At 65.9% G+C, this 13,933-nt stretch carries 9 protein-coding genes and 1 pseudogene; all 10 read left to right on the top strand.

What is annotated here, in order from left to right; genetic code table 11:
- Positions 1-11 precede the first annotated feature (11 nt).
- A pseudogene (locus FK527_RS09420) lies at positions 12-1,631 on the top strand (acyl-CoA carboxylase subunit beta).
- Between the two features lie 8 nt (positions 1,632-1,639).
- Positions 1,640-3,601, top strand: a complete 1,962-nt coding sequence (locus FK527_RS09415) for an acetyl/propionyl/methylcrotonyl-CoA carboxylase subunit alpha (protein ID WP_144732670.1) — start codon at positions 1,640-1,642, stop codon at positions 3,599-3,601.
- A 65-nt stretch (positions 3,602-3,666) separates the two neighbouring features.
- Entirely contained in the window at positions 3,667-4,827 is a 1,161-nt protein-coding gene (locus FK527_RS09410; RefSeq protein WP_144732667.1) for an acyl-CoA dehydrogenase family protein, read from the top strand.
- A gap of 70 nt (positions 4,828-4,897) precedes the next feature.
- Positions 4,898-6,139, top strand: a complete 1,242-nt coding sequence (locus tag FK527_RS09405; protein WP_144732664.1) for an acyl-CoA dehydrogenase family protein — start codon at positions 4,898-4,900, stop codon at positions 6,137-6,139.
- Positions 6,136-7,104, top strand: a complete 969-nt coding sequence (locus FK527_RS09400; RefSeq protein ID WP_144732661.1) for an AAA family ATPase — start codon at positions 6,136-6,138, stop codon at positions 7,102-7,104. The genes FK527_RS09405 and FK527_RS09400 overlap by 4 nt, the downstream gene beginning before the upstream one ends.
- Positions 7,088-8,515, top strand: coding sequence for a VWA domain-containing protein (locus tag FK527_RS09395; protein ID WP_144732658.1), 1,428 nt, complete (start codon positions 7,088-7,090; stop codon positions 8,513-8,515). The genes FK527_RS09400 and FK527_RS09395 overlap by 17 nt, the downstream gene beginning before the upstream one ends.
- Before the next feature lie 35 nt (positions 8,516-8,550).
- A complete protein-coding gene (locus FK527_RS09390) occupies positions 8,551-9,057 on the top strand; it encodes a PaaI family thioesterase (protein WP_144732655.1) in 507 nt (168 codons plus the stop codon).
- Positions 9,058-9,111: 54 nt separating this feature from the next.
- Positions 9,112-10,893: an acyclic terpene utilization AtuA family protein gene (locus tag FK527_RS09385; RefSeq protein ID WP_144732652.1), complete on the top strand. Its 1,782-nt coding sequence runs from the start codon at positions 9,112-9,114 to the stop codon at positions 10,891-10,893.
- A 49-nt stretch (positions 10,894-10,942) separates the two neighbouring features.
- Complete coding sequence (locus tag FK527_RS09380; RefSeq protein ID WP_144732649.1) at positions 10,943-12,130, top strand: acyl-CoA dehydrogenase family protein; 1,188 nt, start codon at positions 10,943-10,945, stop codon at positions 12,128-12,130.
- Between the two features lie 417 nt (positions 12,131-12,547).
- Positions 12,548-13,729 carry a glycosyltransferase family protein gene (locus FK527_RS09375; RefSeq protein WP_144732646.1) on the top strand — a complete coding sequence of 394 codons (1,182 nt, stop codon included), beginning with the start codon at positions 12,548-12,550 and terminating at the stop codon, positions 13,727-13,729.
- Positions 13,730-13,933: the final 204 nt, after the last annotated feature.

The following is a 13,933-nucleotide window of genomic DNA, read 5'->3' as shown; positions in this document are numbered from 1 at the left end:
GGAAAGCCCCCATGCCTGTCATCCAAAGCCAAATCGATCCGCAATCGGAGAGCTTTCAGCGCGAGCGCGAGCAGATGCTCGCGCTGATCCACAATTTCCGCGACTACGAAGACCGCGTGCGCAACACCTCCAACAGCCAGGAGTCCAAGTTCCGCGCACGCAAGCAGCTGCTGCCGCGCGAGCGCATCGCGCTGCTGCTCGACCGCGGCTCCGAGTGACTGGAGTTTTCCACGCTCGCGGGCCTGCGCATGCACGACGACGATGGTGACAAAAACGTGCTCGGCGGCGGCATCATCACCGGCATAGGGATGGTGGCTGGCGTGCGCTGCGTGGTGATCGCGTCCGACAGCGCCATCAAAGGCGGCACCATCACGCCCATGGGCATGCGCAAAGGCCTGCGCGCCGAAGCCATCGCGATGGAAAACAAACTGCCCGTGATCCGCCTCGTCGAATCGGGGGGTGCCAACCTGATGCACGTGGGCGAGGTCTTCATCGAAGGCGGGCGCGGCTTTGCCAACCAGGCGCGTCTGTCGGCCGCGGGCATTCCGCAGATTTGCGTGATGCACGGACATTCGACGGCGGGCGGCGCCTACCTGCCCGGCATGTCCGACTACGTGATCATGGTGCGCGGGCGCGCCAAGGCGTTTCTCGCCGGCCCGCCGCTGCTCAAGGCCGCGACGGGCGAAATCGCCACCGACGAGGAACTGGGCGGCGCCGAAATGCACTGCACGACCTCGGGCGTGGCCGAATACCTGGCCGAGGACGACGCCGACGGCATCCGCATCGCGCGCGACATCATGGCGCGCCTGCCCTGGAACGACAAACTGCCACTGCGTGCGCCCAAGACCTGGAAGGAGCCGCGCTACCCCATCGACGAGATCGTGGGCACCGTGCCCGTCGATTTCCGCCACCCCTACGACATGCGCGAGGTGCTCGCGCGCATCATCGACGACTCCGACTTTCTCGAGTTCAAGGCCTTGTATGGCAGCGCCACGGTGTGCGGCATGGGCTCCATCGAAGGACAACCTTGCGGCTTCCTGGGCAACAACGGCCCCATCGATCCGCAAGGCGCGACCAAGGCCGCGCAATTCATCCAGTTGTGTTGCCAATCAGGCACGCCGCTCATCTTTTTGCAAAACACCACGGGCTTCCTCGTGGGCAAGGACGTGGAGCAGGTCGGCATCATCAAGCACGGCGCGAAGATGATCCAGGCCGTCACCAACGCCACCGTGCCGCGCATCACCTTGATGATCGGCGCCTCGTTCGGCGCGGGCAACTACGGCATGTGCGGGCGCGCCTACGACCCGCGCTTCGTCTTTGCCTGGCCCAACGCGCGCGTGGCGGTGATGGGCGGCGAGCAGGCTGCGACGGTGATGCGCATCGTCACCGAAGAAAAATTCGCCCGCACGGGCAAAACGCCGCCCGCCGACGCCATGCAATCCATGCGCGAGGAAATCCTGCAGCGCTTCGACAAGGAATCGCACGCCTTCTTCGCCACGGCGCGCCTGTGGGACGACGGCATCATCGACCCGCGTGACACGCGCCGCGTGCTCGCCACCGCCCTGGCCATGTGCCGTGAAGCCGAAGCCCGTCAACTGAACCCCAACACCTTCGGTGTCGGCCGGATGTGAGAAAACCCATGCGTTTTACCAAGATACTGATCGCCAACCGTGGCGAAATCGCCTGCCGCGTGATCCGCACGGCCAAGGCCATGGGCTACCGTACCGTGGCCGTCTACAGCGAGGCCGACGCCCAAGCCCTGCACGTCGCCATGGCCGACGAGGCCGTGTGCATAGGCCCGCCGGCCGTGCGCGAGAGCTACCTCAACATGCAGGCGCTGCTGCGCGCCGCGGCCAGCACGGGCGCCGACGCCGTGCACCCGGGCTACGGCTTTTTGTCCGAAAACGAAGCGTTCGCGCAAGCCTGCCAGGATGCCGGGCTGGTTTTCATCGGGCCAGCCCCCGAGGCCATCTTGCACATGGGCAACAAGGCCGGCGCCAAGCGCCTGATGCTGGCTGCGGGCGTGCCCTGTGTGCCCGGCTACCAGGGCGCCGACCAGTCCGACGCCACGCTGATCGCGCAAGCGCGCGAAATCGGCTTTCCCATCATGGTCAAGGCCGCAGCAGGCGGTGGTGGGCGCGGCATGCGCCTCGTTGCCAAACCCGAAGACCTGCCCAACGCGCTCACGAGCGCGCGCTCCGAAGCCAAGAACGCCTTCGGCAGTGACGAGCTGATCCTCGAGCGCGCCGTGCTCGAGCCGCGCCACGTCGAAATCCAGGTGTTCGGCGACCGCCACGGCAACATCATCCACCTCGGCGAGCGCGACTGCTCGATCCAGCGCCGCCACCAGAAAGTGTTCGAAGAAGCGCCCTCGCCGGCGGTCTCGCCCGAGTTGCGCGCGCGCATGGGCGCCGCCGCCGTGGCCGCGGCGCGCGCCGTGAACTACGTGGGCGCGGGCACGGTGGAGTTTTTGCTCGACCGCGACGGCAACTTCTATTTCCTCGAAATGAACACGCGGCTGCAGGTCGAGCATCCCGTGACCGAATGCGTCACGGGGCTGGACCTCGTGGCCTGGCAGATCGCCGTGGCGCGCGGCGAGGCGCTGCCGCTGACGCAGGAACAGGTGCAGCTCTCGGGCCACGCGATCGAGGTGCGCCTGTACGCCGAAGACCCGTATGCCGACTTTTTGCCGCAAAGCGGCGACGTACTCGTGTGGCAGCCGCCCAGCGGACCCGGCGTGCGTGTGGACCACGGCCTGATCGAAGGCCAGGCCGTGAGCCCGCACTACGACCCGATGATCGCCAAGATCATCGCCCATGGCGCCACGCGCGAAGAAGCGCGCCGGCGCCTGATCGGCGCGCTGCAAAACACGCAGCTGCTGGGGCTCGCGAACAACCGCTCGTTCCTCGAAGCCGTGGCCGAGCACCCGGTGTTTGCCGCGGGCGACGCGACCACGGCCTTCATCGCACAGAACTTCGACGCCACGCAGTGGGTGCGCCCGCAGCCCGACTCGCTCGCGCTCGCACTCGCCGGTGTGCTCTGGTTCGAGGCCACCGCACCCGCAGGCGCGCGCCCGTGGCGCACCACGGGGCCGGCCCGCTGGCCCATGACGCTGGGCGAAAACGAGCGCCGCCACCTGATTTTCGTCACCGCGCTCGACAAGCACGACTACCGCGTCGAGGTGGGCACGCAAGTGCACCAGATTCGCGTGCTCGAGCGCAGCGGCGCCCAGCTCAGCCTGCTCGCCGACGGCGTACGCCAGCACGCGCTGGCCGCATTCCACAACGGCAGCTTGCATCTGGAATTCAAGACCCTGAGCGCCAGCTTTGAAGACCTGACCTACGCCCCGCCCGCGGGTGCCGAGGGCAACGCCGAGGCACGCATCGTCGCGCCCATGAACGGCAAGGTGCTGGGCGTTTTCGTGCAGCCCGGCGACCGCGTCGAAAAGGGCCAGCGCGTGGCCGTGCTCGAAGCCATGAAGATGGAGCACCAGTTGCTCGCGCGCCGCGACGGCGTGGTTGATCAGGTGCTCGTGCGCGTAGGCGACCAGGTGCCGTCCAAGGCCGTGCTGGTGTCGCTGGCTGAAGAAGAAAACGCTTGATCGGCTCCACAGCCTCCACTCTCACACCCATCATTACCCCGAAGCGAAAACCAAAGGAGAAGCCTATGTCCACCAGCGCCCAAGGAGCCAGCCCTTTTTACACGGCCGAGCATGCGGCCTTTCGCGACCTCATGCGCCGCTTCGTCGCGAAAGAAATCACGCCTTTCGTCGATGAATGGGACGACGCCGGCAGCTTTCCACGCGAGCTCTACAACAAGGCCGCCGAAGTCGGCCTGCTGGGTCTGGGCTTTCCCGAGACCTACGGCGGCAACGATGGCGACCTGTTCATGACCATCATCGCCTCGCAGGAGCTCGCGCGCTGCGGCGCGGGCGGTGTGCTCGCGAGCCTGCTGTCGCACACCATAGGCTGCCCGCCCATCGTCAACGTGGGCAGCGAGGCGCTCAAGCAGCGCGTGCTGCCGCCCGTGCTGCGCGGCGAGAAGATCAGCGCGCTGGGCATCACCGAACCCTCGGGCGGCTCGGATGTGGCCAACCTCAAGACCACGGCGCGGCGTGAGGGCGACCACTACATCGTCAACGGCTCCAAGACCTTCATCACCTCGGGCATACGCGCCGACTTCTACACCGTGGCCGTGCGCACCGGCGGCCCCGGGCCCGGCGGCGTGTCGCTGCTGCTGATCGAAAAAGGCACGCCCGGCTTCACACAGACGCCGCTGCGCAAAATGGGCTGGCTGTGCTCCGACACCGCGACGCTGTATTTCGACAACTGCCGCGTGCCCGTGGAAAACCTCGTCGGCCAGGAAAACCAGGGCTTCAAGGCCATCATGAAGAACTTCAACCGCGAGCGCATCTTCCTCGCGGCGGGCGCCAACGGTTTTGCGCGCGTGTGCCTTGACGAGGCGCTCGCCTGGGCCAAGCAGCGCGAGATGTTCGGCGGCAAGCTCATAGACATGCAGGTCACGCGCCACAAGCTCGCCGACATGGCCATGCGCATCGAGGCCACGCAGGCCATGCTCGAACTGCTGGCCTGGCGCGTCGAGCAGGGCGAGCAGCCCGTGGGCGAAATCTGCCTGCTCAAGAACCAGGCGACGCAGACCATGGCCTTTTGCGCCAACGAGGCCGTGCAGATCCACGGCGGCGCGGGTTTCATCCGCGGCGTCACCGTCGAGCGCATCTACCGCGAAGTCAAGGTCAATGCGATCGGCGGCGGCGCCGAAGAAGTCATGCGCGACCTGGCCTCGCGCCAGCTCGGTTTTTATGCATGAAATCGGCCTCTAGCCCACATCTATCCTGCATAAGCAGCTACATCTGAAGTAGTAACCCGTTTTGCCCGCGATGAACTCTGCCCTTCCCACTGCCACCCCGGCCAGCACACCGGCGCAAGACTTGCGCCGTGCCATGCACGAGGCATTGCAGACGGCGCCGCCCACAAGCAGCCCTGACGGCGCGGGCGGTTTTCCGCGTGCCTGGTGGGCCCACCTGGGCCGCCGCGGCGTGCTGGGCCTGGGGTTTTCGCTGGATGGGCGCCCACCCGCAGCCGACGCGGTGCAGGTCAGCGCGCTTGCGGGGCAGATCACGCACGCCACCGGCAGCCTGGGGCTGGGCATGGCCTGGATGATGCAGCAGCTGCTCGGGCGCTACGTGCTCGGTCCGCTCGTGCAGCAGGGCGCATCGGACGCATCGCAGGCCTTGCTCGCCCAGCTGCTGGCAGCCATGGCTGCGGGCGAATGCCTGCTCGCGTTGGCGATCTCCGAGCCTGGCGTGGGCGCGCAGCCCAAGCACTTGCGCACGCGCGCCGTGCCGCAACCCCGCCCAGCAGGTGACGGCGACTGGGTGCTCGACGGGCACAAAGCCTTCATCAGCAACGGCCCCGCGGCCGACGCGATCATCGTGCTCGCCGTGAGCGCCGAACACGAGGGCCGCAAGCGCTTCGACGCCTTCTTGCTCGACGCGCAAACGCCCGGCCTCAGGCGCGAGGCGAACGCGCGCGTGCAAGGGCTGGCGCCGCTGGGGCACTGTGACCTGTTGCTCGAATCTTGCCGTGTGCCCGCGATCCGGCGCATAGGCCCGCCCGGCCTGGCGTTTGAAACCATCGCACGTCCCGTGCGCGCCGTCGAAGATGCGCTGCTGCTCGGCCCGCTGCTCGGCGCCATGCAGTGCGAGCTCGAAGCGCTCGCGCGTGCGCTCAGCATGGCAACATCGGGCGGTGCCGGCACCGCCGGCACCGCAGCAAACGATGCCGTGCGCGAACTCGGTGCGCTGCAGCTCGAATGGCAGGCGCTGCACGCCGTGCGCGACGCCGTCGCCCGCCAGCTCGAAGTGCAAGGCTGCGACGACGCGCTGGCCTTTGCCACCGTAGGCGCGCGCCGCCTGCTCGAGCGCTGGCAGACCGCCTATGAAAAGGCTTGCGCATCATGGGCCGCAGCGCTGCTGCCTGAGCCGAACGGCCCGCCGCCGGGCACAGCACCTCCTTCGCTCGTCCGTGATCTGCGTCTGGTGCTGGGCATCGCGCGCGGCGTGGCGCAATCCCGTCAACTCCAAAGGGGGCAGCAGTTGCTCCAATCACTCCACCCATGAAAACAGAGCATTCCGACCATTTCACATCCATAGACCGCGTCGCCCAAAGCTTCGCTGCCGTCGATTACATCGCGAGCCCCGCAATCGCCACCTCGGTCTATCTGGGCTTTCACCTCGAAAAGCCCATCCTCATCGAAGGCCCCGCCGGCGTGGGCAAAACCGAGCTCGCCAAGAGCATGGCCGACATCCTCGCCGTGCCCCTGATCCGCATGCAATGCTACGAAGGGCTTGACGAATCCAAGGCACTGTACGAATGGAAATACGGCAAGCAACTGCTCTATACCCAGTTGCTCAAGGACAAGCTCGGCGAAATGATGCAGGGCGCCAAGGGCCTGGCCGAGTCCATGGACAGGCTGCACGCGCACGATGACCTGTTTTTCAGCGAGCATTTCCTCGAGCCGCGCCCGCTGTACCAGGCCTTGCACCAAGAGAAAGGCTGCGTGCTGCTGATCGACGAAATCGACAAGTCCGACCCCGAATTCGAGGCCTTTTTGCTCGAAGTGCTGTCGGACTTCCAGGTTTCGGTGCCAGAACTCGGCACCATCAAGGCCAAGGTCAAGCCCATCGTGTTTTTGACCAGCAACAACACGCGCGAGATGAGCGACGCGCTCAAGCGCCGCTGTCTGCACCTGCACATCAGCTTCCCCGAGCCGGCGCTCGAGCGCCGCATCCTCGAGCGGCGCGTGCCCGGCCTGTCCGCCACGCTCAACCGCGAGCTGGTCGCCTTCATCCAGGCGGTGCGCCAGCTCGACCTCAAAAAACTCCCCTCGGTCAGCGAAACCATAGACTGGGCCAAGACGCTGCTGCTGCTCAACGCCGAGCACCTGAGCCTGGACCTGGTGCGCGACACGCTCAACGTGTTCCTCAAGTTCGAGCAGGACATCGCCACGGCGAACGAGCAAATGGGGAATCTGTTGCAACAAGCCCGCAAGGACGCAGAGCTGTCCCATGCAAGCCACGCTTGAAGACTTTTTCAAGGCGCTGCGCGGCAGCGACCTCGAAGTGCACCTGAACGCGCAGGTCGATGCGGCGCGCGCCGTCGAGCTCGTCGGCTGGAGCGACCGCACGCTGCTGAAAAACGCGCTCGGCACCACGCTGGCCAAGACCACGGCAGACCGCGTGCTGTTCGACGAGGCCTTCGACCGCTTCTTTCGCTTCGATGCGTTCCAAAAGCCGGCCGGCGGCGTATCCGGCGCGCCCAGCGCAGGCCAGGCCGCTTCGCAAAGCGCAGATCAAACCAACCCTGACCAGCCCAAGGACGAGCAGCCCAAGATAGGCTCGGGCGGCCCCGGCGGCTGCCAGGGCAGTGGCGGGCAGGCGCTGTCGCAACTGCTGCTCTCGGGCGACTCGGCGGCGCTTGCCAAGCGCATGCAGGAAGCCGCGCGCGAAGTCGGCCTGACCGACATCTGGTTCTTCACGCAAAAAGGCTACTACACGCAAAAAATCCAGCAGGCCATGGGGCTGGAGCTGCTCGACCGCGAAATCGCCGACGCCAAGCGCCAGACCATGGCGCCCGAGCGCGCCAAGGAGCTCGAACTCGCGCGCAAGCGCCTGTTCAACGAAGTGCGCAACTTCGTCGAGCGCAAGCTCGCGCTCTACGGCACCGCGCCCACGCGCCAGCTGCACGACGATTTTTTGCAGACGCAAAAGCTCTCGAACATCGAAAAACGCGACTTCGAGCGCATGCATGTCATCGTGCGCAAAATGGCCAAGCGCCTGGCCGAGCGCCACGCGCGGCGCAAAAAGCAGCGCGTGCGCGGCCAGCTCGACTTCCGCAAAACGCTGCGCAAGAACGCGGCCTACGGCGGCATCCTGTTCGAAACCTTCTGGCGCACCAAGGTGGTCGATAGACCGCGCGTGATCGCTATCTGCGACGTGAGCGGCTCGGTGCGCCAGTACGCGCGCTTTTTGCTCCTTTTTTTATACAGCCTGGACGAGCAACTGAGCGGCGTGCGCAGCTATGCGTTCACCAACCACCTAGTCGATGTCAGCGACACCTTCGCGCAGCTGCCGGTCGAACAAGCGGTGGACAAGGTCATCCAGGCCGTGGGCGGCTCGGGCACTGACTACGGCCAGACCCTGCTCGACATCGAAGAACAATTGCTCGACCAGATCGACCGCCGCACCACTATCCTGTTTCTCGGCGACGCGCGCAACAACCGCGGCGAGGCACACACCGAAGTCATGCGCCTGCTCTACGAGCGCGCGCGCCGTGTGATCTGGCTCAACCCCGAGCCCACCTCGTTCTGGGGCCTGGGCGATTCGGAGATGAAACGCTACGCGCCCTACTGCCACATCGCGCGCGAGTGCAACTCGCTCGTGCAGCTCGAAAGCGTGCTCGACGCGCTGCTGCGCACGAACGCGGCGAGCGCCTGATGCCAATTTATTTTTTGCCTATTTAGGAGATTTTTTTGAGTACCACCGCTTCTGCGCAAGACCGCATCACCGCCTGGAAAAAGACCTGGAACGACAGTCTGTTTTTGAAAGCACAGGGCCTCGAAGTCGAAGAAACTGGCGTTGGCCGTGTCACCGTGCGTTTGCCGCAAGTGCAGCCGACGCAGCTCGGCGGCGGCGGCACCGATCACGAGCTCAACAGCGGCGTGCTCAACGGCGGTGTCATCTCGTACATGTTCGACGGCGCGCTCGGCTGGGCCATCATGTCCGCGCTCATGGACTTGCCCGAGGCCAAGGAAATCAACCCTTCCGACCTGCGCCAGTTCACCATCAACCTCGACATCACTTTCCTCGACGCCGCCATGGGCTCGCGCTTCGAGGCGCATGGCCGCATCGTGCGCGTGAGCAAGTCGACCGCCTTTGCCGAGGGCGACTTCGTCGACGCCAACGGCAAGGTCTGCGCCACCGCCAAAGGCATCTGGCGCATCTTCTGGCCGCGCAACAAGCTTGCCGCGGCCAGTTGATCCTTGGCGGCTGACGGCCATCACCCCACTTCAATCAACCCACTGGAGACAAGCATGAGCAAAACCACCCTGCGCATAGGCAGCGCCTCGGGCTTCTGGGGCGACACGGAATTTTCCGCGACCCAGCTCATCGAGCACGGCAACATCGACGTGCTGGTGTTCGACTACCTCGCCGAAATCACCATGTCGCTGCTCAGCCGCGCCAAGGCCAAAGACCCGGAGCTAGGCTACGCGCCCGACTTCATCAGCACCATGCGCCCGCTTTTGAAAGAAATCAAGGCACGCGGCATCAAGGTGATCGCGAATGCCGGCGGCGTCAACCCTTCGGCCTGCCGCGCGGCGCTCGTCGCGGCGGCGCAGGCTGAAGGCGTGGACTTGAAGATCGCCGCCGTGCTCGGCGACGACCTCATGCCGCAGGTCGAGGCGCTGCGCGCCGCGCAGACCAAAGAAATGTTCTCGAGCGCGCCCTTCCCGCAAAAAGTCATGAGCGCAAACGCCTACCTCGGCGCCTTTCCGATCGCGGCGGCGCTCTCGGCGGGCGCCGACATCGTGGTCACGGGCCGCTGCGTCGACAGCGCCGTGACGCTCGGGCCGCTGATCCACGCCTTCGGCTGGAGCGCCAGCGACTACGACCGCCTCGCGCAAGGGAGCCTCGCGGGCCACCTGATCGAATGTGGCACGCAGACCACGGGCGGCAATTACACCGACTGGGAGTCCGTGCCCGGCTGGGACGACATGGGCTTTCCGATCGCCGAATGCCGCGCTGACGGCAGCTTCGTCGTCACCAAGCCCGAAGGCACGGGCGGGCTCGTGTGCCCGTCCACCGTGGGCGAGCAGATGCTCTACGAAATCGGCGACCCGCGCGCCTACATCCTGCCCGACGTGGTGTGCGACTTCACGGGCGTCACGCTCACGCAGGTCGGCCCCGACCAGGTCGAGGTCAAGGGCGCGCGCGGCCGCGCACCCACCGACCAGGCCAAGGTCAGCGTCACCTACGCAGACGGCTTTCGCGCCACGAGCCTGTTCATGATCGGCGGCATAGATGCCGGCCCCAAGGCGCACCGCGTGGGCGCGGCCATGCTCGCGCGCCTGCGCCGCTATTTCGCGCAGCGCGGCTGGCCCGACTTCACTGAAACCAGCGTCGAGGCCATTGGCGCCGAAGACACTTACGGCCCGCACGCGCGCACGAGCTCGCGTGAGGTGATGCTCAAGGTCGGCGTGCGCCACCCCATGAAGGACGCGCTCGAGCTGTTCTCGCGCGAGGTGGCGCCGCTCGCGCTGATGTCCGCCCCGGCGATCACGGGCTTCACCGGCGGGCGCCCCAAGGTGCAGCCGGTGGTGCGCCTGTTCTCGTGCCTGGTGCCCAAGGCGCAGGTGGTGGCGAGCATAGACATGGGCGAACAGACCGTGCCTGCGCCGCAGTGGAGCGGCCAGCCCTTCAACCCCACGAGCCTGCCCACCGTCACGGGCCCGTTGCCTGCCGCCAACGCCTTTGCGCGCGGCATGCGCACCGTGCCGCTCGTCAAGCTCGCATGGGGGCGCAGCGGCGACAAGGGCGACGCGGCCAACATCGGCATCATCGCACGCCGCCCCGAATACCTGCCCTTCATCCGCGCCGCGCTGACCGAGCAGGCCGTGGCCGGCTATTTTGCGCACCTCGTCAAAGGCAAGGTCGAACGCTTCGACCTGCCGGGCACGCATGCGCTGAACTTCCTCCTGCAAGAAGCCCTTGGCGGCGGCGGCATCGCCTCCATCCGCATGGACCCGCAAGCCAAAGCCTACGCGCAGATGCTGCTCGACTTCCCCGTACCCATCCCCGCCGAAATGGCGCTGTGATGGGCACGCTTTTCCCTTCCCCCACCCCCTGACACCGAGGAGATAGACCATGAACGCACCCATCAAGCCCAGCACCTCCATGGAGGCCATGCAAGCGCGCATCCGCGACATCCAGGAAGCCACGCGCGGCGTCACCGCCCAATACGACCGTGCCTACATCCTGCAGTGCATCAAGGAAGACCGCTTCCCCGACGAACTCTGGGCCAAGCTCGGTGAGTTCGGCCTGCTGGGCCTCTCGATCCCGGAGGAATACGGCGGCTCGGGCGGCGGCGTGCTCGAAATCACCGCGCTCAACGAAGCCCTGGCCCTGGCCGGCGTGCCCACGCTGTTCCTCGTGGTCACGGGGCTGGGCCGCGTGCCCATCGTGCGCAACGGCACGCCCGAGCAGATCAAGAAATACGTCACCCCGACCTGCACCGGCGAAAAGAAGATGTGCTTTGCCATCACCGAGCCCAACGCCGGCACCAACAGCTTCGCGATGACCACGCTCGCCCAACCGAACGGCAAGGGCGGCTGGACGCTCAATGGGCAAAAGGTGTTCATCTCCGGCGCGCGCGATGCCGACTTCATGCTCGTCGTCGCGCGCACCACACGCGCCGCCGAAGTCAAAAACCGCACCGAAGGCATGTCGCTGTTCGTGCTCGACATGAAGACGCCCGGCATCAAGCTGCAGCAGCTCAACATCCAGGTGGAAACGGCCGAGCGCCAGTACATGGTGTTCTTCGACAACGTCGAACTGCCCGCCGACGCACTGATCGGCGAAGCCGGCAAGGGCGCCAAGGCGATGTTCGAAGGCCTGAACTCCGAACGCCTGCTCGCCGCGGGCGCCGCGCTGGGCCTGGGCGACTACGCGCTCGCCAAAGCCGTGGCGTATTCCAAAGATCGCAAGCCTTTCGGCAAGCCGATCGGCTCGTACCAGGCGCTGCAGCACCGCATGGCCATGGCCAAGGCGCAGATCGAAGCTGCACGCCTCATGACCTACTCGGCCGCCGAGCGCTTCGACGCCGGTGAAGACGCAGGCGCACACGCCAACATGGCCAAGCTGCTCGGCTCCGAAGCCGCCGTCGCCGCCGTCGAAGCCGCACTGCAGACGCACGGCGGCTACGGGTTCGACCGCGACTACGACGTGGTCACGCTCTGGCCCATGCTGCGCCTGCTCAAGATCGCGCCGATCAACAACGAAATGCTGCTCAACTACATCGGCGAACACGTGCTGGGCCTGCCCAAGTCGTATTGATCCATCAGGCACGGGCTTGCCTGCAGCGCAAGCCCGGCCGCATCCAAAACCACGAAGCGGGCTGCGGCCCGCTTTTGTTTTGGGAGCTGCCAGCGCAGGTGTAGCAAGCGCTAGAAGCATTTTTTGCCTTAAACCCAGATTGTTCATTAGGACGCGGGATGATGGCGAGGTGGCTGGCGAGGCAGTTTGGCTGCTGAGGAGAAGTCCATGGCCGGTGCCATGGACGCCGAGGCAGCGGCCAAAATGGCCGTCAGGCGCCTGCCAGCGCCCGCGTAGGTGCGCAGCACCGCCTAATGGACAATCTGGGTTAAACCCAAATTGTCCACGAGGACGCAGGGTGATGGCATGTTTCATGCCAAGCGGCAGGTCATCAGCGCGTCACGCACAAGTCACGAACGCCACCCATGATGGCTGCGCATGACATGCATAGACTTGGTGTATTTCGACGCGGGCGGCGGCCACCGCGCTTCGGCGCAGGCGCTCGAGGCCGTGATCCGCGAGCAAGGCAGGCCGTGGCAGGTGCGGCTCGTAAACCTGTTCGAGGTGCTCGACCCGCAGGGCTACTTTCGCAAGCTCACGGGCATGCGCCCCGAAGACCTCTACAACCGGCGCCTCGAGCGCGGCTGGACGCTGAGTTTTCGCCAGGAGCTCAAGCTGCTGCAGGCCGTCATCCGCCTGGCCCATCCGCAGCTCGTGCGCCGTCTGCAGCAGCACTGGCTGCGCACCGAGCCCGACATGGTCGTCTCGGTGGTGCCCAATTTCAATCGCGCGCTCTACGCCAGTCTGGCCTCGGCGCTGCCCGGCGTGCCCTACGTCACCATCTTGACCGACCTGGCCGACTACCCGCCGCACTTCTGGATCGAGCGCGGCCAGGCGCAGCACTTCATTTGCGGCACGCCCAAGGCCGTGGCGCAGGCGTATGCCATGGGCTACGGCCCGGCGCAGGTGCATGCGACGTCGGGGATGATCCTGCGGCCGGATTTTTACCGTCCGTTGAACATAGACCGTGCCAGCGAACGTCGCCAGCACAGGCTGGAGCCTGCCCTGCCCACTGGTCTGGTGCTTTTCGGCGGCAGCGGCTCGGCGGCCATGCTGGGCATCGCCGAGCGGCTCCAAGACACGCAACTGATCCTGATCTGCGGGCACAACGAGGCGCTGGCCGCCAAGCTGCGCGCCTTGCCTGCGACCGCGCCGCGGCTGGTACTGGGTTTTACGCGCGAAATTCCGTACTACATGGAGCTGGCGGATTTTTTCATCGGCAAGCCGGGGCCGGGCAGCCTCAGCGAAGCGGTGCAGAAAAACCTGCCCGTGATCGTCGAGCGCAACGCCTGGACCATGCCGCAGGAGCGCTACAACACCGTCTGGGTGCAAGAGCAGCAGATCGGCATCGTGCTGCGCAGCTTTCGCTCCATCCGCCGCGCCGTGGCCGAGATGGTGGCGCAGCTCGACGCCTACCGTGCGCGCGTGCGCCTGCTGGAAAACCGCGCGGTGTTCGAAATCCCCGACATCCTCGCCGGCATCCTGGCGCAGGCGCAAGAGCCGGCGCAAGGGCCGGGGCAAGCGGGCACAGACGCCGCGGCGCTTGCCGGAAAAACGTGAGAAATATCCTGGTTTAATAGCTGCAAGCGCACGCCCCATCTGTGCTAGATGCCATTTTTACTCACAAATTTGCTAGTTGTCGCATCCCTGACGATTGTATAGACTCCCGCCGCTACCCCCTGTTCATGGCTCGTGCCGTTTTGCAAGCCCTGATTGAGGAACATGAGCAAGCCAGCAAAGGAGCCCGTACACCATGATGATCGC

The organism is Extensimonas perlucida, from assembly GCF_007655255.1.
GTDB lineage: Bacteria > Pseudomonadota > Gammaproteobacteria > Burkholderiales > Burkholderiaceae_C > Extensimonas > Extensimonas perlucida.
Note: the sequence above shows the minus strand (reverse complement) of the source record. Positions and strands in the feature narration are given on the sequence as shown.